General features: G+C 50.2%; 24 protein-coding genes and 1 pseudogene. 21 read left to right on the forward strand and 4 right to left on the reverse strand.

What is annotated here, in order from left to right:
* Nucleotides 1-120 precede the first annotated feature (120 nt).
* Complete coding sequence (locus KNO79_RS03075; protein ID WP_012726994.1) at nt 121-1,173, forward strand: glycosyltransferase family 4 protein; 1,053 nt, start codon at nt 121-123, stop codon at nt 1,171-1,173.
* A 41-nt stretch (nt 1,174-1,214) separates the two neighbouring features.
* On the opposite strand, the gene KNO79_RS03080 is transcribed toward KNO79_RS03075, so the two are convergent.
* Together KNO79_RS03080 and KNO79_RS03085 are read right to left on the reverse strand one after the other, a co-directional pair.
* Entirely contained in the window at nt 1,215-2,222 is a 1,008-nt protein-coding gene (locus KNO79_RS03080) for an LCP family protein (protein ID WP_159562681.1), read from the reverse strand.
* A 41-nt stretch (nt 2,223-2,263) separates the two neighbouring features.
* Nucleotides 2,264-2,905 carry a YigZ family protein gene (locus tag KNO79_RS03085; RefSeq protein ID WP_214690621.1) on the reverse strand — a complete coding sequence of 214 codons (642 nt, stop codon included), beginning with the start codon at nt 2,903-2,905 and terminating at the stop codon, nt 2,264-2,266.
* Nucleotides 2,906-3,084: 179 nt separating this feature from the next.
* Between KNO79_RS03085 and KNO79_RS15695 the strand changes: the two genes are divergently transcribed.
* The 17 genes and pseudogenes from KNO79_RS15695 (at nt 3,085) to KNO79_RS03170 (ending at nt 17,938) form a co-directional block, all read left to right on the forward strand.
* Nucleotides 3,085-4,209 (forward strand): sensor histidine kinase, encoded by a 1,125-nt coding sequence (locus KNO79_RS15695; protein ID WP_196431028.1) that lies wholly within the window; start codon nt 3,085-3,087, stop codon nt 4,207-4,209.
* Between the two features lie 28 nt (nt 4,210-4,237).
* A pseudogene (locus KNO79_RS03095) lies at nt 4,238-4,913 on the forward strand (response regulator transcription factor).
* A gap of 95 nt (nt 4,914-5,008) precedes the next feature.
* Nucleotides 5,009-5,857, forward strand: coding sequence for a DegV family protein (locus KNO79_RS03100; protein ID WP_214690622.1), 849 nt, complete (start codon nt 5,009-5,011; stop codon nt 5,855-5,857).
* 48 nt (nt 5,858-5,905) lie between these two features.
* Nucleotides 5,906-6,613, forward strand: a complete 708-nt coding sequence (gene treR / locus KNO79_RS03105; protein WP_159562677.1) for a trehalose operon repressor — start codon at nt 5,906-5,908, stop codon at nt 6,611-6,613.
* A 202-nt stretch (nt 6,614-6,815) separates the two neighbouring features.
* Entirely contained in the window at nt 6,816-8,264 is a 1,449-nt protein-coding gene (gene treP, locus KNO79_RS03110; RefSeq protein ID WP_074036194.1) for a PTS system trehalose-specific EIIBC component, read from the forward strand.
* An 82-nt stretch (nt 8,265-8,346) separates the two neighbouring features.
* The gene (gene treC / locus KNO79_RS03115) at nt 8,347-9,981 is read left to right on the forward strand and encodes an alpha,alpha-phosphotrehalase (RefSeq protein ID WP_214690623.1); all 1,635 of its coding nucleotides are present in this window, start codon (nt 8,347-8,349) and stop codon (nt 9,979-9,981) included.
* Between the two features lie 121 nt (nt 9,982-10,102).
* Complete coding sequence (locus KNO79_RS03120) at nt 10,103-11,260, forward strand: DEAD/DEAH box helicase family protein (RefSeq protein WP_214690624.1); 1,158 nt, start codon at nt 10,103-10,105, stop codon at nt 11,258-11,260.
* On the forward strand, nt 11,257-11,925 hold the full coding sequence (locus KNO79_RS03125) for a ComFC family protein (protein WP_214690625.1): 669 nt from the start codon (nt 11,257-11,259) through the stop codon (nt 11,923-11,925). Before KNO79_RS03120 ends, KNO79_RS03125 begins: the two co-directional genes overlap by 4 nt.
* An 18-nt stretch (nt 11,926-11,943) precedes the next feature.
* Nucleotides 11,944-12,339 carry a flagellar protein gene (locus KNO79_RS03130; RefSeq protein WP_074036201.1) on the forward strand — a complete coding sequence of 132 codons (396 nt, stop codon included), beginning with the start codon at nt 11,944-11,946 and terminating at the stop codon, nt 12,337-12,339.
* 23 nt (nt 12,340-12,362) lie between these two features.
* Complete coding sequence (locus KNO79_RS03135; protein WP_074036202.1) at nt 12,363-12,614, forward strand: flagellar biosynthesis anti-sigma factor FlgM; 252 nt, start codon at nt 12,363-12,365, stop codon at nt 12,612-12,614.
* A gap of 113 nt (nt 12,615-12,727) precedes the next feature.
* Nucleotides 12,728-13,084: a flagellar export chaperone FlgN gene (gene flgN / locus KNO79_RS03140; RefSeq protein ID WP_074036203.1), complete on the forward strand. Its 357-nt coding sequence runs from the start codon at nt 12,728-12,730 to the stop codon at nt 13,082-13,084.
* Nucleotides 13,085-13,096: 12 nt separating this feature from the next.
* A complete protein-coding gene (flgK, locus tag KNO79_RS03145) occupies nt 13,097-14,587 on the forward strand; it encodes a flagellar hook-associated protein FlgK (RefSeq protein ID WP_214690626.1) in 1,491 nt (496 codons plus the stop codon).
* Nucleotides 14,588-14,593: 6 nt separating this feature from the next.
* A complete protein-coding gene (flgL, locus tag KNO79_RS03150; RefSeq protein WP_214690627.1) occupies nt 14,594-15,526 on the forward strand; it encodes a flagellar hook-associated protein FlgL in 933 nt (310 codons plus the stop codon).
* A gap of 27 nt (nt 15,527-15,553) precedes the next feature.
* Entirely contained in the window at nt 15,554-16,108 is a 555-nt protein-coding gene (locus KNO79_RS03155) for a DUF6470 family protein (RefSeq protein ID WP_230872833.1), read from the forward strand.
* 15 nt (nt 16,109-16,123) lie between these two features.
* Nucleotides 16,124-16,561: a flagellar assembly protein FliW gene (fliW, locus tag KNO79_RS03160; RefSeq protein ID WP_196431021.1), complete on the forward strand. Its 438-nt coding sequence runs from the start codon at nt 16,124-16,126 to the stop codon at nt 16,559-16,561.
* Nucleotides 16,561-16,788, forward strand: coding sequence for a carbon storage regulator CsrA (gene csrA / locus KNO79_RS03165; protein ID WP_012726976.1), 228 nt, complete (start codon nt 16,561-16,563; stop codon nt 16,786-16,788). The genes fliW and csrA overlap by 1 nt, the downstream gene beginning before the upstream one ends.
* Nucleotides 16,789-16,882: 94 nt before the next feature.
* On the forward strand, nt 16,883-17,938 hold the full coding sequence (locus KNO79_RS03170; RefSeq protein WP_214690628.1) for a GGDEF domain-containing protein: 1,056 nt from the start codon (nt 16,883-16,885) through the stop codon (nt 17,936-17,938).
* A 55-nt stretch (nt 17,939-17,993) separates the two neighbouring features.
* Here KNO79_RS03170 and KNO79_RS03175 read toward each other — a convergent pair whose 3' ends face one another.
* Entirely contained in the window at nt 17,994-18,908 is a 915-nt protein-coding gene (locus KNO79_RS03175) for a YitT family protein (protein WP_084543049.1), read from the reverse strand.
* A gap of 177 nt (nt 18,909-19,085) precedes the next feature.
* On the opposite strand from KNO79_RS03175, the gene KNO79_RS03180 reads away from it, so the two are divergent.
* The 3 genes from KNO79_RS03180 (at nt 19,086) to KNO79_RS03190 (ending at nt 21,386) form a co-directional block, all read left to right on the forward strand.
* Nucleotides 19,086-19,946, forward strand: a complete 861-nt coding sequence (locus KNO79_RS03180; protein ID WP_214690629.1) for a YitT family protein — start codon at nt 19,086-19,088, stop codon at nt 19,944-19,946.
* Nucleotides 19,947-20,060: 114 nt separating this feature from the next.
* Complete coding sequence (locus KNO79_RS03185) at nt 20,061-20,348, forward strand: putative quinol monooxygenase (RefSeq protein WP_214690630.1); 288 nt, start codon at nt 20,061-20,063, stop codon at nt 20,346-20,348.
* 102 nt (nt 20,349-20,450) lie between these two features.
* Nucleotides 20,451-21,386: a DMT family transporter gene (locus tag KNO79_RS03190; RefSeq protein ID WP_214690631.1), complete on the forward strand. Its 936-nt coding sequence runs from the start codon at nt 20,451-20,453 to the stop codon at nt 21,384-21,386.
* A gap of 36 nt (nt 21,387-21,422) precedes the next feature.
* On the opposite strand, the gene KNO79_RS03195 is transcribed toward KNO79_RS03190, so the two are convergent.
* A complete protein-coding gene (locus KNO79_RS03195) occupies nt 21,423-21,920 on the reverse strand; it encodes a hypothetical protein (RefSeq protein ID WP_214690632.1) in 498 nt (165 codons plus the stop codon).
* Nucleotides 21,921-21,975 lie beyond the last annotated feature (55 nt).

A 21,975-nucleotide genomic window follows, 5' to 3' on the forward strand; every position in this document is an offset into this window, starting at 1 on the left:
CAGAGCTGATGGGGAACGCCTCATCGGCTTTTATTGTAAACGGACTGATATCCACTCCTCGATTCAAAATGTGATATAATTCGCCAGAGTCTATTTTTTTGAGAGAGGAACTGTCGGCCCATGCTATGGATTGCCATGTTGGTCAGTTTTGTGATGGCCATCTTGATTACACCGCTCGTTCGTCGATTCGCATTTTTCATCGGTGCAGTCGATCATCCGAACGCACGAAAAGTACATTTACGGACGATGCCACGAATCGGGGGTCTCGCGATTTTTATCGCATTTTTCATCGGCTACGCCTTGCTGCTTCCGACGAGTCGATATAACGACGCTATCTTGATTGGCGCTGTCGTCATTCTCCTTACCGGACTGATCGATGACCGGTTCCAGTTATCAGCCCGTGTCAAGTTGATGGGACAGATGATTGCGACGGTCGTTGTCTTGAACTCGGGGATGCGAATTGAACTCATCAATCTTCCGTTCGACCAGCAACTCTACCTCGGGTCATGGAGCATCCCGATCACCGTCCTTTGGCTGATTGGGATCACGAATGCCATCAACTTGATTGATGGTCTCGATGGTCTCGCCGCCGGTGTGTCGAGCATCGCCCTCGGGACGATTGCCGTGTTAGCCATCATTCAGGGGAACGTCTATTTGACGATGATGGCGCTCTTGCTTCTTGCGAGTACGCTCGGGTTTCTCGTTCATAATTTTTATCCGGCGAAAATCTTTATGGGCGATACGGGAGCACTGTTCCTCGGGTACATGCTCGCCGTCTTCTCGCTCATCGGGTTTAAGAACGTGACATTGTTCTCGCTCGTCGTCCCGGTCCTCTTGCTCGGGTTGCCGATCTCGGATACAATTTTCGCCATCGTGCGCCGGCTCGTCCAAGGGCGACCGCCGATGTCGCCGGATAAATCGCATATGCATCATCAGTTGATCGATATGGGCTTCACGACACGGCAAGCCGTCTTGCTCATGTACGGGATGACCTTGTTCTTTGGCATCTCATCCATCTTGTTCGCCAAGACGACGATGCTCGGTGCGGTCATCACGTTCATCGTCGTGTTGATTGTCATTGAATTGATCGTGGAATCAACCGAACTGATTCATCCAAATTATAAACCGATTATTCGCACGTCCCGACGACTGCTCGGTCGACCGCGAACCTAAAAAATAGCCAGTATCGCCGCGCGATACTGGCTATTATTGTTTTAGTAAGTGATTGTCTCAGTCATCGTATCGTCTGTTTCGTCAGTTGATGGTTCATCCGCTGTAACGGGCATGCCGAGCTCCGTCTGGAGAAGGGCCTGGGCGTCACGAAGGTCAGCCGGGTCGATTTCATAATAGTAGACCCCGTTCAGCGTCAGGTCCGTCCCTTCAAGTGTTTCGCGGTTGAACGACTTCAGCGATTTTGCGTAAGGCTGAAGTTGTGAGGCCTCTGACAACGTCATGTTCGTCCGGATGTTCTCGCCGACAGCATTCATGATCCGGTTCAGCTTCGTAAACGAGTTGATGGTCGTCGCCTCATTGATGATGGCCTCGATAACTTGCTGTTGTCGACCGGCTCGACCGATGTCGCCGGCAGGGTCTTGCTTCCGCATCCGGGCATAGGCAAGTGCTTCTTTTCCGTTCAAGACTTGAACGCCAGGCTCTAGCTCGACATTTCCGGTCGCTTTTCCAGAGATGGGGATGAGGACATCGATCTCGACGCCACCGACCGCATCGACCAAATCTTCGATTCCATCAAAGTTGATGGTCGCATAGTAATCGATTGGGATGTCGAGCAGGTTCTCGACGGTCGCGATGGTCGTGTCAATGCCTCCGTAAGCGTAAGCATGGTTGATCTTGTCTTTGAACGGATCCTCATCGTCGATGATGATGTCGACATATGAGTCGCGTGGGATGCTGACGAGCGTCACTTGCCGCGATTCCTTGTTGAACGTGGCGACCATGAGCGAATCAGTCCGTCCTTCCTCGAGCGAGGCGCCGCCATCGACTCCTGCTAACAGGACGGAAAAGTGATCTTTCGTCAAGTCGATGGTCTCGTCGCGACGTTCTGACTTGTCGCCACGTTCCAACGCCTTGTTCGCGTTTTCGGCGGTTTCATTCGCTTTGAAGACAAAATAGCCGAAAGCGGAACCACCGATGAGCAATACGACACCCAACACGATGAGGACAATTTTCCAAGGTGATCTTTTCTTGCGTGGGGGTGTTTTCATGTTGTTTCCTCATTTCAGTCGTTTCTTTTAGTATAGGCGTTTCAGCGTTTGAAATCACGTTCGATGATGCGGATCCCATGAGTTTGAAGCTGACCTTGACCGTTCGTCATGTCTGTCAGCCAAGCGAGCGCCTCCTCTTTCTCTTCCACGGGTACCGAGACATGAAACGTGACGAGGTCCGCGTAGATGATGTCATCGAGCAGATAGCTAGACTGTCTCAACTCGTTTTCGACTTTCCCAATCCATGTATAGTCGACGGTGAGTGTCAATTGTTGCATCGGTAGGCGTTCGACGATGCCGATCGCATCAAGTCCTTCGCTTACAGTTCCACCGTAGGCACGAATAAGTCCGCCGCCACCGAGCTTGATTCCACCGAAATAACGTGTCACGACGACGACCGTATCTTTCAAGTGGCGTTTGCGTAACACCTCGAGCATCGGCATGCCGGCCGTACCGCTCGGCTCACCGTCGTCGTTCGCTTTTTGGTGCTCGTTCCGTTCCCCGATGATATAGGCGGAACAGTTATGGTTTGCATTCCAATTCTCTTTCTTGGTGGCTTGGATAAACGCCTGCGCCTCTTCCTCTGTTTCGACACGTTTGAAATGAGCAATAAATTTTGATTTTTGGATAACGACTTCGTATGTTCCACTTTGTTTTATAGTATAATTTGACTCAATAGACATTTCTGAAAATTCTCCTTTCTATTTTTAAATATTTTTTTTAGAATTCAAGTAGGCACATACGCTATTTATAGCGAATGGAATTATAGAAAATCTCTCATGTCCGCTGTAAACCTGTTTAGAGTGGGACGATATATAAGAATAGATGAGGATTAACTACCGAACTATTAGGGGATGGCATCGTGAATCATATTACCGATCGGACAGCTTTAGAACATATCATAACAAATATGATTGAAACGGTGACGGAAAGTAAAGAGGAGATTGTCCGTATAACCGAAAGTTCTGCAACTGAATATTCAGCAATTCAAAACGAGTTAAAAGAATTGACGGATAAAATCGAGTTCTACATCGAGGAGTCCGATCGACTCGACCGACTCGTGAAAGCTGCAAAGGCCAAGCTCGTTCAAGTCAGTAAAAAGTTTCATATACATAGTGAACAAGAAATTCGCGAAGCCTACGAACGGGCAAATCAAATGCAACTCGAACGCTTTCTTGTCCAAAAAGAAGAGATGGCGGCACAGCAACGCCGGAACGACTTAGAGCGTCGTCTGCTCATCTTAGAGGACACGATCGAACGTGCCGAAAAGTTGATTGGTCGCGTGAGTGTCGTCTTGAACTTCTTACGGGATGACTTACAGCAAGAGTATTCGGACATGATGAAAAAACAAGAGATGGCCATCGGCGTATTCGAAGCGGCTGAGCGCGAACGGCGCCATCTCGCCCGCGAGATGCACGATGGTCCAGCGCAATCGCTTGCTCATATTCTGATACGGGCCGACCTGATTGAAAAGACATTTGATAAACGAGGAAAAGATGAGGCATTTGCCGAATTACATGAATTGAAAAAGCTAATTCGTGGGGCGCTCGTCGACGTCCGTCGTTTGATTTATGATTTACGTCCGATGTCGCTTGATGATTTAGGCTTTTTGCCGACGCTCGAGCGCTATCTCCATCAAACGGAGGAGTATACGGCAATCAAGACACGTCTCAACTATCGAGGGTCGCGTGCGCGATTACCGGAGAAGCTGGAGATTAACGTGTTCCGTCTCGTTCAAGAATCGGTACAAAATGCGATCAAACATGCAAAAACAGCCGAAATCATCGTCAATGTCGAGCAAGCGAGCGACGTGATTCACATCCACGTCCGCGACTATGGCATCGGGTTTGAACCGAGCGCAATTGGCGAAGAGTCGTTTGGGATTGTCGGAATGCGCGAACGAATTGAATTGGTGAACGGAAGCATCACCATCGACTCGGAAGTCGGCAAAGGGACAGTCGTCCGGATGTCGATTCCGATTCCGTGAGAGAACAAGGGGGAAGACATACATGGAAATGACACAGACACGCATTGCGATCGTGGATGATCACGAACTGTTCCGCGAGGGATTGAAGCGGATTTTTGATTTGGAGGATGAATTTAAAGTTGTCGCCGAAGGGCGTACGGGACGCGAAGCAATCCGCATCGCTGGCGAGCAAAAACCGGAAATTCTAATTATGGATATCAACATGCCGGACATGAACGGAATCGAGGCGACGAAGCAACTGTCACTTCTTTCACCAGAGACACGTGTCCTCATTCTGTCAATCCATGATGATGAGTCGTATATCACACATGCGCTTGAAGCGGGGGCATCTAAAAGAAGTCGCATCGACAGAATTGATCTCGGCAGTCCGTGCCGTCGCAAAGGATGGGGCGTATCTTCATCCGAAAGTGACAACGAACGTACTGAAGGATTACCGCCGTCTCTTACAATTCAAAGGGGAACAGGCGGGACGTGGCGTCGAGAGCCGTACAGATGACCCGGTCTATCAATTATTGTCGCGCCGTGAGGTCGAGGTGTTGCACCTTCTCGCCGACGGTCGCTCGAACCGAGACATCAGTGACATGCTGTTTATCAGTGAGAAGACGGTCAAAAACCACGTCTCCTCCGTACTTCGTAAAATGGACGTGAACGACCGGACGCAAGCCGTCGTGGATGCGATTCGCCGGGGTTGGGTCGAGATTTGAGCGTCACCGATGCTTTACCTCGTTTTTGTGTTACAATATGGAATGGAATCCTAACATAATTGGAAAAATGAAACGACGTAAAGTGAGGATATAGTATGGGAAACATTGCGATTTTAACCGACAGTACCGCCTATCTGTCGGATGATTTTTTGGCGCGACATGACGTCCATGTCGCACCACTCAGTGTCATCTTCGATGGCGCGTCGTACCGCGAGTCGATTGATATGTCGACCGAGGCGTTTTATGAGCGTATCGAGGCGGGTAACCTGCCGACGACGTCGCAACCGGTCATCGGTGAGACGGTGGAATTGATTGAAAGCTTGCCGGACGATGTGACGGACGTGATTGCGATCACGCTCTCCAGTGGAATCAGCGGAACGTACCAATCGATGGTCGCGCTAAATGACATGGTCGATGTGACGGTTCATGCGTTTGACTCAGAGATTTCGTGTATGCCGCAAGCGTTCATGGTCGAAGAGGCCCTTCACCTCCGTGACAACGGGGCGACACCAGAAGAAATCATCGCCCGACTTGAAGCGGTCCGTGATTCGATTCGCGCGTACTTCGTCGTCGATGACCTCGACCATTTACAACGCGGCGGACGATTGAGTGCGGCGCAAGCGCTCGTCGGATCGTTCTTGCAAATCAAACCGGTCCTTCATTTCCAAGATAAATTGATCGTCCCGTTCGAGAAGATTCGGACATACAAGAAGGCCGTACGCCGAATCGAAGAGATGATGGACGAATCGATTGCCGGGGACGGCGAAGGGTACTGCATTGGTATCATTCACGCCAACTGCCCGGAGCGTCAGGCGGAAGAGATCGCTTCGATGAAGCAGAAGTTTCCGAAAGCACACATCTCGGGAAGCCATTTCGGTCCCGTCATCGGAACGCATCTCGGACCTGGTGCAATCGGCATCACGTGGTATCGTCGCGAATGGTAAGAGAGACGACCGTCTAAGGTCGTCTTTTTCAATGGAGGAGGGAATGAAATGGCGAAATATCGCCAAATCTTTGAGCGTCTGGCAGAAGAGATGCGAAATGGCACGAGACCCGCTGACTCAAAGCTTCCGTCTGAAACCGAGTTGATGCATCAGTTCGAGGCCAGCCGGGGGACGGTCCGGAAAGCGCTCGATCTTTTACAGGAGAACGGGTATGTCCGGAAGCATCATGGAAAAGGCGTGTTCGTGTTGAAACGTGACCAGATCGAGTTTCAATTCAATGGCATCGTCAGTTTTTCAGAGGTCTACGCGAGCATGCTCGGTCGTTCCATTCAGACCCACGTCGCTTCGTTCGAAGAGATAGAAGCCCCGACATGGCTCGCCGAACGGATGAACTTAGCGCCAGGGACGCATGTGTTTCGCATCGAACGGGTTCGAAACTTTGACGGGGAGAACGTTATCTTAGATATCAACTATTTCGTCAAAGATCTCGTCCCCGGTCTGACAGAAGAGATTGCGGCTCGATCGATTTATGGATATATCGAAGATGAGCTTGGGCTACAAATCAGCTATGCGAAACGGAAGATTGCAGCTGAAGACGTGACGGAACTTGACCGGAAACGGCTCGACTTGCATGACTATGAATACGTCATCGTCATCACGAACGATACGTTCTTATATGAAGGACAACAATTTGAATATACGGAGTCGCGTCACCGATTGGACAAGTTCCAGTTTAGCGACGTCGCCCGTAGGTAAACCTCTTTCGTACAGGAAGGGGTTTTTTGTTTGTCCTAAGTCAAAATAGGGGAATTTTAACAGTAAATCACGACGCAAAACTTTCATGTTTAACTTGTATATATAAGTTGTTGACTTAACTTATATAGATAAGTTATACTTTGTTTGTACTCATAAGTAACCGTTTTCATTTACAGTTTTCAAACAAAGGAGGACATTCAACATGAAGGCAGATTATCGTCAAATTGCCGCTGAGATCTTAGAAGCGATCGGGGGCAAAGACAACGTGGACAAGGCCGCGCACTGTGTGACGCGTCTACGTCTCTCCCTCAAGGATCAATCAAAAGTCGATGAGGCACGCGTGAAAGAAATCGACCTCGTCAAAGGGGCGTTCGAGAACTCCGGCGTGTATCAAATCGTCATCGGAGCCGGCGATGTCGATCGCGTCTATGCCGAGTTCATCAAGCTCGCTGGACTTGAGGCGGCGACGGTCGCCGAGGTCAAATCTGCGGGCGGCAAAAAAATGAATCCGCTTCAAAAACTCGTCAAAGTCTTCTCTGACGTCTTTATGCCAATCATTCCAGCCATCATCGTAGCCGGTCTCCTTATGGGGATCAACAACTTACTTGCATCGGAAGGTCTCTTCATCGAAGGACAAACGCTCATCGAGGCGTATCCGAACCTGCAAGGACTTTGGGATCTCATCAACATGATGGCGAATACGTCATTCGTGTTCTTACCTGCACTCGTCGGTTGGTCGGCGACGAAACGATTCGGTGGGAGCGAAGTACTCGGGATCGTCATGGGTCTCTTGCTCGTTCACCCGGACCTCTTGAATGCATGGGGCTACGGAACGGCAGCACTTGAAGGAGATGTCCCGACGTTTGATATCCTCGGACTCTTCGAAATCGAGAAAGTCGGCTACCAAGGTCAAATCTTGCCGGTACTCGCCGCTGCCTATATCTTGAGCCAAATCGAGATGTTCTTGAAAAAACGTGTACCGAACGCCATCCAACTCTTGGTCGTTCCAATCACAACAATCGTTGTCACAGGATTCCTCGCACTCGCAATCGTTGGACCGGTCACTCGTGGAATCGGGAACGTGATCGCGACAGGACTCGTCAACACGTTCGAAGCCGTACCGGTCGTCGGGGCACTCCTCTTCGGATTGTTCTACGCACCGCTCGTCGTCACCGGGATGCACCACTTGTTCATCGCCATCGACCTTCAGTTGATCGCAGATACAGGCGGTACGTTCATCTGGCCGATGATCGCACTCTCAAACATTGCTCAAGGTTCGGCCGCACTCGCGATGTTCTTCGTCTACAAGCACAACGCGAAACAAAAGAGCATGGCATCGACTTCAGCCATCTCGGCTTATTTCGGAATCACAGAGCCGGCCATGTTCGGGGTCAACTTACCAAATAAATTCCCGTTCTACTCAGCTATGATCGGGTCGGCAATCGCTGCTATCTTTATCACATTGAACGATGTGCAAGCAATCGCCATCGGTGTCGGAGGACTCCCTGGATTCCTCTCAATCTTCACAGATAAGATCCTTCTCTTCATCGTGGGCATGGTCATCGCGATCATCGTTCCGTTCGCGCTCACTTTCATCTTGTCGAAGCGTTACATGAAGAAAGGTGAACTTGAAGAAAACAAAGTCGCATAAGTAATGACTCGGGAGGGAGGGACGGCAGTTCTTCCCTTTTTCCTATTGAAATGAAAACTCTTACAAAAAGGAGATGTCGTTGATGACACAGAAAAATTGGCGCAAATCAGTCGTCTATCAAATTTACCCGAAAAGTTTTTACAGTCCGGAAGGGAACGCGACCGGATCGATCAAAGGGGTGACGGCGAAGCTGGATTACTTGGCAGAACTCGGCATCGAATACATTTGGATGACGCCTGTCTATCAGTCACCTCAACACGATAATGGCTATGACGTGAGTGATTATTATGCCATCGACCCGTCTTACGGAACGATGGAGGACCTCGACGAATTGATCCGTGAAGCAGAGGCGCGGGGCATCGGCCTCATGATGGACATCGTCGTCAACCACTCTTCGACCGAGCACGAATGGTTCCAAAAATCATTGGCGGGAGACGAGCGGTACCGTGACTACTACATCTGGCGCGACGAACCGACGAACTGGGAATCGAAGTTCGGTGGGAATGCGTGGGAATATGATGAGAAGAGCGGACAATATTATCTCCACTTGTTCGACGTGACACAAGCTGACCTGAACTGGGAGAATGAACAGATGCGCGAGGACGTCTACGAGATGATGCGGTTCTGGCGTAAAAAAGGAATCAAAGGATTCCGTCTCGACGTCATCAACCTCATTTCAAAAGAACAGAACTTCCCAGAAGACGCATCGGACGGTCGCAAGTTCTATACGGACGGTCCACGCATCCACGAATATTTAAAAGAAATGAACCGAGAAGTATTTGATGGGCATGACGTCATCACGGTCGGGGAGATGTCTTCGACGACGCTCGATCACTGCGTACGCTATTCAAACCCGGACGAGAACGAGCTCAGCATGACGTTCAGCTTCCACCACTTGAAAGTCGACTATCCGAACGGCGAGAAATTCATCGCGGCGCCGTTCGATTTCGTTCAATTAAAAGACATCATGTCGACGTGGCAACGTGGGATGCACGGGAAAGGATGGAACGCCATCTTCTGGTGCAACCATGACCAACCACGTGTCGTCAGCCGTTTTGGGAACGACACGAACCACCGCGTCGAGAGCGCGAAGATGCTTGCGACAGTGCTCCACGGCCTTCAAGGGACGCCGTACATCTATCAAGGGGAAGAAATCGGGATGACGAACCCCGGCTTCGACTCGCTCGATGAATATCGGGATATCGAAACGCTCAACATCTACAAGTTGAAGCGGGAAGAGGGCGTGTCGCATGATGACATGATGGCCGCCATCAAACAGAAGTCACGCGACAACTCGCGAACGCCGATGCAGTGGGATGCAACGACACATGCCGGCTTCACGAGCGGCACACCGTGGATCAACGTGGCGCCGAACTATGAGGACGTGAACGTTGAAACGGCGCTTCGTGATCCGAACTCGGTGTTCTACCACTACAAACACTTGATTGCATTACGAAAAGAACTTGACGTTTTGACGGACGGAGACTACACGCTTCTTACTCCTGATTCGCTAGACGTTTGGGCATATACACGGAAGACGGACCGAGAGGAGCTACTCGTCGTCGCCAACTTCTATGGAATTGAAACGACGTACACGATTCCAGAAGGATTCGAGCGGGTGAACGTCGTCAGTCACAACTACGACGTGCCTGAGCTCGACGGAATGTCGTTGTCTCTTCGTCCATATGAGGCGATCATGTTCTATAAACAGATTTAACAGATGGGACCCGACTTTTTCGTCGGGTCCTATTTGTGTAGTAGACCTATGTTGTTTTTGATAAGTTGAATCGTATTTACATAGGTATTTTGGTAGCGTGATGACAAAAAGGAGTCAGGTTATGGGAGAACTTATTGTCGCACCGAAAGGAAAACGAGCCATCCGCTTAGGCGTCTGCCAACGCTGTCTCAGCACGCACGTCCGGACGTTCACTTGTCATCATGGACGCTGTGCCTATTGCCGAAATTGTTTGTACCTCGGGCGTGTCTGCCGATGTGATTTTCTACAGGAACGGGACATCACAACTCCAACCGAGACGACCGAATTGACGATGCCATTCGAGCTCGTCCCAGACCAAAAGCGGGTCGCGAACCAACTGCTCACGTGGTGGGACGAACGGAGGACGGGACTTGTGCATGCGGTGTGTGGCGCTGGGAAGACCGAGATGACGTTTCCCGTGATTGAGCGTGTCGTCAATGAAGGGAAGCGAGTGTTGGTTGTCTCTCCGAGGAAAGATGTCGCCATCGAATGGGTCGAACGATTAGAACAGGCGTTCACAGTCCCTGTCACTAAACGATATGGAGGGGGAGAAAAAGACTCCATTGGGATGATCACGGTGGCGACCGCACCGTTACTCATGAATTTACGTGACGTGTTCGATTATGTGCTCGTCGATGAGTCCGATGCCTTCCCGTTTGCCTTTGATGTGGCACTTTGGAATACAATCCGTCGGGCCGGGAGAAATGTCTTCTTATTTATCACGGCGACCCCGACCGTTTGGCAACAATTGCTTCCGAAGGTTCATCTGTCGCGGCGCTATCACGGATTCGATTTGCCGGTCCCGACACTTGTCAAACAGTCCGACGAACGACTCCTAGACTTCTGTCGACGTCACGCCTTGAAACCCCGTCTCTTGTTTGTGCCGACGAAGCCTGATTTGGAGCGATATGAAAGTCGGTTACAAGAGGCAGGTATCACGTGTCAAACCGTTTCTGCTGACACGGAAGAACGGTTGGATACACTCCATTGGCTTCAAGAAACGAAAGGGATCGTCCTTGCGACCTCAATCTGGGAGCGAGGGATGACGGTTCGCGACGTGCAGGTCGCCGTGGTTGAAAGTGAACATCGTCTCTTCTCGACGCGGGGTCTCATTCAGATGGCGGGTCGGGCGGGGCGAAAACCGGACACACCGACAGGAGAGGTCTGTTTCTTTTACAAGGAGCGGACATTCCGACAAGATGTTGCCATCCAGAAGATCAGGGAGGCGAATCGGCGATGAAATGTCTTCTTTGTCATGAGTCGATGACCGTCCCGTGGACACCTGACACGTTATGGCGACGGGGCTGGGTGTGTCCCTCTTGCGAGTCGAAACTGACGCCGCTCGGGACAGGTTGCCCACGCTGCGGTCAACCAAATGAGACCGGTGAGACGTGTCCGGACTGCATCCGCTGGCTCGCACTCGGTCTCGACTTGACCGTCCGCTGCCTGTACGCGTACGATGATGCAGGAATTGACTGGCTACATCGATATAAATTCAGCGGGGATGTCGTCATTGCCTCATCGGTTGCCCCAGCGCTTCGGGCATTGCGTTCATCTGGCGTGACCTATGTTCCGATTCCGTTGAGTAAGGAGCGACTTCAGACACGTCGTTTCAATCAGGCCGAGGTGCTCGCGCGATATATCGGTCCGACGCGGCAGATTCTCGAAAAAACGGAGGTTTCAAGTCAACGTGAACTCGGGAAAGAAGGAAGACGACACCGAACGAACCCTTTCACTGTACCAACTTCAGTGAAATATGGGAAAATCATTCTTGTAGACGACGTCTATACGACGGGAACGACCCTTCATCAGGCGGCATTTTCGTTGCGACAGGCAGGTGCATCAGAAGTTTCTGCGATTTGCTTGTTTCGGGCGCTAAACAAATCAAAATCGCGTCCGATATAAAGGGCAGAGGTGAAACCAATGGATGCAGCAACTTGCCAAATGTGTGGGCGCTTGTTTATGAAACAGGGACGTTCACCGTACTGTCCATCATGTAATGAAGTCGATTATAAAAACTTCTTGAAAGTCCGCGATTTCATTCGTGAACCAGCCAACAAACAGACGACCATCGGAGCCCTCGTCGAAGCGACAGGTGTCTCTGAACTTGATATCACGCGATACATCCACGAAGGACGCTTGATCATCAAAGACAATCCGGCGCTTGCCATCAGCTGCGTCCGTTGTGGTCGGCCTACGAATGAAGGAAAAATCTGTTCGAACTGCCAGAGAGAAATGCAGAAGGAACTGTCCAGTCTACAGGAGATGCAGGAGGGCTTGGCGAAAAAGTCGAGTATCCGCGCTTATCGTTTGGATTAACATCATGAAGAGGGGGAAGACGCATGCGCATCGATTCAGCCAAGTGGGTACACTTACCAAACACTTATGAAAAGAAAACGCAAGTCGAGCCGAAGCCCGCGCAATCAAGCCAAACGGACCAATTGTCAATTTCGGCGGAAGCTCGCGCCCGGTTTGAAGAACCGGTGAAACATCCGGACCGTCTCGCTAAAATCGACGCTTTAAAAGCGGAGATTGATGCAGGCACATATTCACGGGACGCGCGCGAAATCGCTAAACGCTTTCTACAAGGATGAATGGAAGCGAGGTCCGTTTGAGGCCTTCGCACTGAATAACACGGCACGGAAGCTGACTAAATAAGGGGTACCCCTTTCTTTAGTCGGCTCTTTTTTTGAAAAAGGAGAGACTCATGCTCACATTACATAAACGGTTACTCGAATTGGCTTACGCAAAAGAACAGCAACTCATTCAAAATGACATGGTGGCATTTAGCACGCTCGTCAAAGAAGAAGCGAAACTCGTCCGACAAATTTCACAAAAAGAAGCGGAACGACTTCAAGGGACGTATGAATTGGACGATGAAGAGATAGAGGAATTGAGACCGGTCTTGTTCGAGTTAAAGCGACAGAACGAATTGAACGCGACGTTGCTCGAACAATCCCTTCGTTATATTACTTGGCATCTGGATATGCTCATGCCGGAAGCAGATGATTTTACATACGGACAACAAGCGTTCGAAACACGCTCGTTCAGCCGTGACGTTTAAGGAGGAAGTGGAATGGGTTCAACATTTATGGGATTAGAGACGGCACGCCGCAGTCTCTCGACACACCAATGGGCGCTTCAAGCGACCGGGAATAACGTGGCGAACGCCTCAAACCCTGGCTATTCGCGCCAACGACTCACACTCGGGATGACCGAACAGCTCTCGGTCAACTTCGGCGGGACGAAAGCCGGACAATTCGGGACAGGTGTACGCGGGGAGACGCTCGCCCGAATTCGCGATCTTATGATCGATCAACAGTATCGTGACGAGTCGGTGAAGAACGCCTTCTATGCGACGAAAGAAGCCGCGTTCGGTCGGATGGAAGACATCATCAATGAACCGTCTGAGAACGGACTCGCTAAATCGCTCGACTTGTTCTGGGCATCACTTCAAGACTTGTCGGTCAACCCGGACGATACGGGTGCGCGAAGCGTAGTTCGGCAACGAGCATTGACGTTGGCACAGACATTTAACTATATGTCTTCATCATTGACTAAAGTACAGGATGACTTAAAGACCGAAGCAGGGGTCGTCACGAAAAAAATCAATGATTTGTTGACGAAAATCAGTGACGTCAACCGTCAAATCGGTGATGCAGAGCCTCTTGGTGTTCTGCCAAATGAATTGTATGATGAGCGCGATCGCTACATGGATGAGTTGTCGCAATACATTGAGTTCGAACGTGTGCCTGTTGATTACACGAACGGCGAAACACGTGGGAACTCGCAACGTGTTGCAGAAGGACGAATCGATATTCGTGTATCCGTCGGCGGTACAGAAGTAAAACTCGTAGACGGTCTTACGGGCGGAGTTGGGAAATTTGATGGGATGACTATGACCGATGCTGCAGGTACGAATACATCGATGACACATGCCGACATGCCTAACGGAAAATGGAAAGCACTTGTTGAAATGTACGGAAGTGCAACTGGTCCAGAGGCAATCGACGGGGGATTCACCAACATGCTCAAAGACTTAGATGAGATGGCGAACGTCTTCGCATCAGCATTTAATGTAGCGCATGGAACAAACATGGACGCGGACGGGAATGCCGGTCGAACTGACTTTTTCGTGGGTACTGCTAGCGCCGCCACCATTACTGTGAATCCTGATTTCATGAAGAACTTAGATTTAATTGCAGCATCTAAGGATGGGAACATCGGGGATGGAAGTGGTGCTCTCGAACTTGCGCAATTGAAAGAAAGTGCGCTTAACTTTGCGGGTTCGGTTACGACCTCAACCTCGATCGGCAAGTACTATCAAAATGTCATCGGAAACATGGCAGTCGAGGCAAGCCAAAATGCGAATTTGGCAAAGAGTACATTTGCTCTCTTAAGTAGTTCGGATCAACGTCGATTATCGGTCAGCGCAGTCTCGCTCGATGAAGAAATGACGATGATGATTCAATATCAACACGCTTATAATGCGGCGGCTCGAAATATCACAGCTGTCGATGAAATGCTAGACAAAATCATTAACGGCATGGGTGTCGTAGGGAGGTAATGACTGATGCGTGTCACACAGACAATGCTCACACAGACGAACTTGAAGCATTTATCAAGTAGTTACAACACACTCGCTCGTGTCCAGGAACAGCTCATCAGCGGGAAACGGATTCAAAAAGCATCGGAGGATCCAGTCGTTGCGATGCAAGGAATTCGTTATCGGACCGAGGTGCGTGAAGTCGACCAATTCCGACGGAACGTCAGCGAAGCGACAAGTTGGATGGATTTGACGGACTCGACATTGAACGAAGTCACGGAAGCTGTCAAACGAATTCGTGAGTTGACGACGCAAGCGGCGAACGATACGTATGAATCGTCGCAACGTGCCATCATCAAGAGCGAGGTCGATCAATTGATTGAACACATCGGTTCACTTGCGAACTCAAAAGCAGGCGAAAAGTATATTTATAACGGTACGAAAACAGATCAACCTCTCATCAATGTCGAACAGTTAAAAGCGTATTTAGCGAATCCGGCTGGTTCTGTCGATTCGATTTATGAGAGTGGAACGGCACCTGCAGCAAGTGGGGAAATCGAATTTGAAGTGTCAAAAGGAATTACTGTACAAGTGAACATGCAACCGGAAACGGTTTTTGGTAAGGAGTTATTTGAAGGGCTTCACAAATTAACTACACTTCTTAATGATCCAACGACTGCCGGGGCAGATTTGTCTGCAGAACTTGATACGCTCGACACACTAGGTCAAAACTTGATCACGGAACGGGCGGAGCTCGGTGCCCGAGCAAACCGTTTGGAGCTCGTCGACAATCGTCTTCAAGATCATGAGATTATCGCCAAGACCATCATGTCTGATAATGAAGACATCGATGTAGAAAAAGTCATTATGGAGCTGAAGTCACATGAAACTGTACACCGTGCAGCGTTATCTGCAGGTGCCCGCATCATTCAGCCGACGCTCCTCGACTTCTTACGGTAATTGATGATGAATCTCGCGAGACTTGAGATGCGGCAGACACAGGCCGCAATCCAGATGACATCCAATCGACCGGTACTCGAGATGCGTCAGGGACGGGCCGACCTGTCCATCCAACAAGGGAGAGCCGAGATGACGCAACAGACGACACAAGGGAAGCTTGAGGTTGATTCATCAGTAGCGAGAAGTGAGAGCAATCTGAAGGGTGTGCTCGAACTCGGTAAACATTTCGGACGGATTGGGGAACAAGGTGCCCGAGAAGCGATGGCGAATATCGCTCGAGACGGCGACCGCATGATGCGAATCGAGAACGGGAATCCAATCCCTTCGATAGCGGCTGAGAAAGTGAATGACCCATATCCGATTGTTGACATGGGCTACATGCCAAAATCAATCGATCGTGTCAAGTTGACGTATACGCCGGCGGATGTGAAAATCGAGTGGAATATCACACCACCCCAAATTGATGTATCGCTCACTCCGACCGACATCTCGTTCACGCCGTGGACGACGGACATTTCGCTCCGTCAACAGGCGTCACTCGAGATGTGGCCGGTCGGTGGGATGTATGATGAAACGCGTTGAAAGTGAGGACAATCCATGTTCATTGAAACAGACTACTTTGGCAAGATTGAAATAAACGAAGCCGAGACGATCACCTTCGTCAGTGAGATTCCCGGATTCCCGGAATCAAAGACGTTCGTGTTGATCCCGTATGGGGAAGAGTTACCGTTCTGGTCGCTTCAGTCGATTGAGGAACAGGCATGCGCGTTCGTCGTGACGAATCCGTTTTGGCATAAGTCGGACTATGCGTTTGAATTGTCGGATGGCGCGAAAGACCAACTTGGAATCGAGGAGGCGGAACACGTATCGGTCTATTCTATTGTGACGCTTCGTGAACCTTTTGATTCATCGACGCTCAACTTGAAAGCACCAATCGTCATCGAGACGAAGGAACGTCGCGGGAAACAAGTCATCCTAGACGATGCGTATCCAGCTCGTTATCCACTCGGTGGCACGAAAGCGGAGGTGCGCTGATGCTCGTATTGAAACGAAAACAAGGTGAGGCCATCCATATCGGCGACGATGTGACGCTCACGGTACTCGCCATCGAAGGCGACCAAGTGAAGCTTGGGATTGATGCCCCGCGTCATATCGATATTCATCGTCATGAGGTGTACATTCAGATGCAGGAAGAGAACGAGTCGGCACGAAACAGTGCTAACTTGATGAAGCAGATGATTCAAAAGCAGTCGGAAGCGTGAGCTTTCGACTTTTTTCATGAATCCGGTAATTGATGGATGACAGCGCTCGATGGGTTGGGATAGGATGGAAACGTGAAAGGAAGGAGGGGAATCGGTGGAAACAGGTATTAATAGTTTTTTTATCAACATCAGTCTGATCTTTTTATTCATGTCACTCACATTCTATGTGATGCGGACGGTTTTACCGATTCAGCCGACTTCCCCGTTGTTCGTACGCTTTTGGTTTGGAGTCTCTAACGGATTGACGGCAATTCTCTTAACCATCAACTCCATCGAATTAGGGGATGCACGAATCGACCTTCGTCTCATCCCGATTGCCTTATCCGCAACGTTCGCTGGACCGTTTGGAGCTATCGTCACGCTCGGTCTGATCTTCATCGGACGCACGACGCTGCACGGAATGAGTGCTCCGTTCGTAGACTCGTTACTACTGTTATTTGTCTTCTTTTTATTTTCTCTTGTCATGACACGCTTACCGATTCGTCGAGGGAGAGGGTATGCCATCTACATCGGGTTAGGTGCGCTCCTCGTCTTGATTCAAGTGAGCGGCAGTGTGAATGAGACGGTCTTTATAAATGTATTTGTTCCTTATTTTCTCATGTTATCTTTTGGGGCCTGGCTCTGCTATTGGGCCGCAAAGAAGCTCGAGACGCATCTATGGATGTTTCTCCTACATACGCACCGGGCGACCATTGATGAGTTGACGGGACTTCCGAACCGTTATCGGACGCTCGAACAGATGAACGATTTGGAAATGTCCGGGAAACCGTGGACGTTACTCGTTATCGACGTCGATCATTTTAAACAGTTGAACGATACATATGGGCACTTAGCAGGAGACGCAGCACTTCGTCATATCGGACAAACGTTGGAACGAAGCTGTCCGCCGTCTGGATTTGTCGGACGATACGGTGGCGAAGAATTTTTGCTCGTCATTGAAGGTAGTGAAGGCATGGCGAAGGTGGCAGAAAACATCGTGCAGATGGTACAGCGAACACCATTCGAATTTCAAGGTGAAATCATTCCGATGACTATTTCAATCGGTGCAGCGATTGCAGGGCATGAGCCGAGCATGGTCGTGTTCGAAAGAGCAGATGAAGCATTATATGAAGCAAAGCGAAATGGTCGGAATCAGGTCAAATTTGCGTAAAAATCCCCTATAACCGTTGGCGATGATGGTCCAGCGGTTATAGGGGATTTCACGTTTAGTGAATGTTTTTCTTCTTTAATTGTCCGCCGCGGACGTCGTGAATGTTGCCAATGGCGAGGAACGCTTTTTCATCATAGTCATCGAGAATATCTTTTAATTTCGTTTCTTCTAATCGACTGATGACCGTGAAGACGACTTTCTTCCCGTCACCTGTGTAGGCGCCTTCTCCATGAAGATACGTCACACCTCGACCGAGCCGGTCCATGATGGCTTGCCCGATATCGTCTGGTGCGGACGTGATGATCCAGGCCGCTTTCGACTGGTCAATTCCTTCTAGGACAACATCGATCGTCTTGAATGCGATGAAATAGGTGAGGAGCGAATACATGGCCCGGTCCCAACTGAAGACGAATCCGGCCGTCCCGAGGATAAAGATATTGAAAAACATGACAATCTCTCCGACGGAGAATGGTAATCGGTTCGTGAAGGAAACGGCAAGAATTTCCGTTCCATCGAGTGATCCTCCCGCCCGGATGACGAGCCCGATTCCGGCACCGAGTAAGAAACCGCCGAAGACGGTCGACAAGAGGAGGTCGTCTGTGAACGGCTTGATGTCGTGAAGGACGATGGTGAAGGCTGACATGAGCAGGATGGCTGTCAACGTGACGACGGCGAACGTCTTTCCGATTTGCCGATACCCGAAGTAGATGAACGGTAAGTTGAAGAGGACGAGCCAAATCGCGAGCTTCGTTTCCGTCAAGTACGACACGATAATCGAGACGCCGACGATACCACCGTCGATGATTTGATTCGGTACGAGGAACGCCTCCAAGCCGACGGCAAAGACGAGGGAGCCGAGCAGCAAAAGGACGACTTTTACAAACAGTTCGGACGCCTTGATCGGATTATGTTCGCGCCTTAAGCGCTGCACTTCCTCCGGTGTCGGGGAAGGCATGGGTGTACGCTGCATACATGGTGCCCCCTTTCCATTTTCTTAAGTATAACAAATGATACGAACCGACAATCATTTACGACAGAGAATCTGACATGAATATTCAGAATTGATGGAGGATTCTTGATAAATTATTTTGGTATTGTTTTATGTTAGGCTAAAAAGGTTGTTGAACAATGGATGGAGGTCTATAGGATGAAACGAGAAAACAAAACGTGGTTGATGGCGTTTCAAATGATGATGAACATCATCGGGGGACTCATCGCGGCGTATGGATTGGAATCGGTCCTCATTCCGAATAACGTTTCGGACGGGGGCGTCACTGGGATCAGTATTGTCGGGTCACAACTGACGGGACTGCCGCTCGGTATTTTCATCGGTGTGTTAAATATTCCGTTTGTCTATCTGGGTTATAAACAAATCGGGAAGAGCTTCGCCATCCTTTCAGTCACCGGGATTGCGTCTTTGTCTGTCGGTACGGTCATTATGCACCATGTTCCGACTATCATCGAAGGGGATGCGCTCCTCATCACGGTGGTCGGTGGGATCATCCTCGGGTTCGGGATGGGGATTTCGCTTCGCAACGGGGGAGCGCTTGACGGCATCGACATGTTGGCTGTCCTGTTATCCCGTAAATTGCCGTTCGGTACGAGTGATTTGATTTTATTTTTAAATACGTTCGTCTTTATCGTCGTCTCGACGGTGTTCGGTCTTCAAGGAGCGGTCTTGTCCGCCATCGCCTACTTCATCGCCTCGAAAGTGATTCATATCGTCGAAGAGGGATTGAGCGGGGCGAAGACGTTCAAAATCATCACGAGTGAACCGCAGGAGATGGTCGAGACGATTCGGGACCGTCTCGGACGGAGCGCCACGTTGAATCAAATCCAAGGAGCATATTCCAAAGAAAGTTATTACGAAATCACGTGTGTCATCAACCGGCTCGAAGAACGAAAAATCAAAGACATCATCGATGATGTCGACTCGAAAGCGTTCGTCGTCGTGTATGAGGTGACAGAGGTCAAAGGCGGGAACTTCCAAAAACGCGATATTCATTAACGGATGGCCAAGGGTCGTCCGTTTTTTTAACCTCTACACGTGTGAACCGACCAAGCAGGAAATCGCATATGGTAAGTGGAAGAAGTCGATGCAAGAGAAAGGGGAGGATTGGAAATGTACGCACTGATTGGAAAGCTTGTCACGAAAGCGGGGCAACGCGATAGACTCGTAGCAATTTTGTCGGAAGCGGCGCGGGAGATGGAGGCGACATCGGATTGTGAATCGTATCGGGTCCACGTGTCGCTCGATGAGGCGGATACCGTATTCGTCTATGAAGTATGGCGAAATGAGGAGGCGCATGCGGCGTCGTTGTCGCTTGTTGAAGTGAGGGCGTATATCGATCAGGCGAAACCAATCCTCGAGCGGATGGAGCAGATTGCCGCACTCGAACTCCGGACATGACCAAGAAGGAATAAAGAGACGGATGGCCAAGGGTCGTCCGTTTTTTGCAGGAGAAATGGCGAGATGTCGAGAACATGACAGGATTCGGAAAGGAGGGAACGTATGCGTCCACTCATACTCGGTGTCTTCGCCGCCTTGTTTTTTGCGAGCACGTTCGTGTTGAACGAAGTGATGCAAGTCGGAGGTGGCAGCTTTGCCTATAGTGCCTCGCTCCGCTTTTTGTGGATGATTCCGTTACTGCTAGTTGTGGTCGCGTTTCGTGGTGGACTCAAGCGAGTCCTCTCAGCATTGAAAGAACGTCCTCGTCCATGGATTCTTTGGGGGACGGTCGGGTTCGGACTATTTTACGTCCCGATTTGTCTCGCAGCCGAGGTCGCACCCCCGTGGCTGATTGCGGGCACGTGGCAAGTGACGATTGTCGCCGGGGCACTGTTGTCCCCGCTCTTCAAGAAGGCAGACGGAACACGGGAGCGAATCCCATGGCGCGGACTTCGCTTCTCGGTCTTGATTCTCATTGGGGTCGTAATGATGCAAGTGGAGTTTTTCGAGTCGTTCGAACCTCGGTTCATTTGGCTTGGGGTCGTGCCGGTCATCATCGCCGCATTTGCCTACCCGCTCGGAAACCGGAAGATGATGCAGCACACGGACCTCGACGTGTTCGAGCGAATCCTCGGAATGTGTCTCGGGTCACTCCCGGTCTGGCTCCTGTTGTTCGGTTACGGGTTGACGACGGGGCGTCCCTCATCGAGTCAGCTCGGGCAGACATTCCTCGTCGCCCTGTTATCCGGGGTTGTCGCGACCGTGCTATTCTTCATGGCGACCGATCTCGTCAAACATGACATGGGAAGACTGGCGTCCGTCGAAGCGACGCAAGCGCTCGAAGTCCTGTTCGCGCTCATCGGGGAACTGGTCTTCCTGCATGCCGTCATGCCATCGCCAATCGCTTTGTCCGGGATCGCGCTCGTCATGGTCGGGGTCGTCTTCCACAGTCGGAGTCAGTTTATGGAGCTTCCGACCGTGGTCCGACAAGAGGCATAAAAAATCCCCTCGGTCTTTTGAGCGAGGGGATGGTCATTAACTTGTTGTCAAACTACCTTTGACTTTGTCATAGAAATCATCCATCATACCGGTACGACTACCGAGTTGGCAGATCAGTTCGAGCGTTTCTTTATAGAACTTCTTGACGAGTCCTTTGTTTTTGACGCCGTCCATTAATGCGAGCGTCTGGTCGAGATTCTCTAAAATCTCTTTGATTTGCGCGTCTGAGTCCGGTTTGACGACTGTCATGTTCTCAGGGATGCTGACGACTTTTTCTTGACCTTGGTGACGGAACGATGCACCGAAGCCAAGGTTCTCGATGAAGAGGTGCGGCATCACTTTTTGACCAAAGAAATGCTTGTGCCAGTCCGTTGCTTTCATCGTGTCCATGTCCTGTTTGAACGTAGATGCCGTGGAGACATATTGTTTAAACAAATCCGTCATGAATTTCTCGATGACCGGGATTTGAAGGGCGAAGACGTTTTTCAAGAGCGCGTCGAGCTGAGCGCGTGTCAAAGTAGTTTCGTTAGACATGTCAGTTCCTCTTTTCTATAGTACGTTACTACCATCGTATGGGATTGACGGACAC

Origin of the sequence: Exiguobacterium sp. s43 (assembly GCF_018617255.1) — a bacterium.
In the GTDB taxonomy this organism is placed as follows: Bacteria; Bacillota; Bacilli; order Exiguobacteriales; family Exiguobacteriaceae; genus Exiguobacterium; species Exiguobacterium profundum.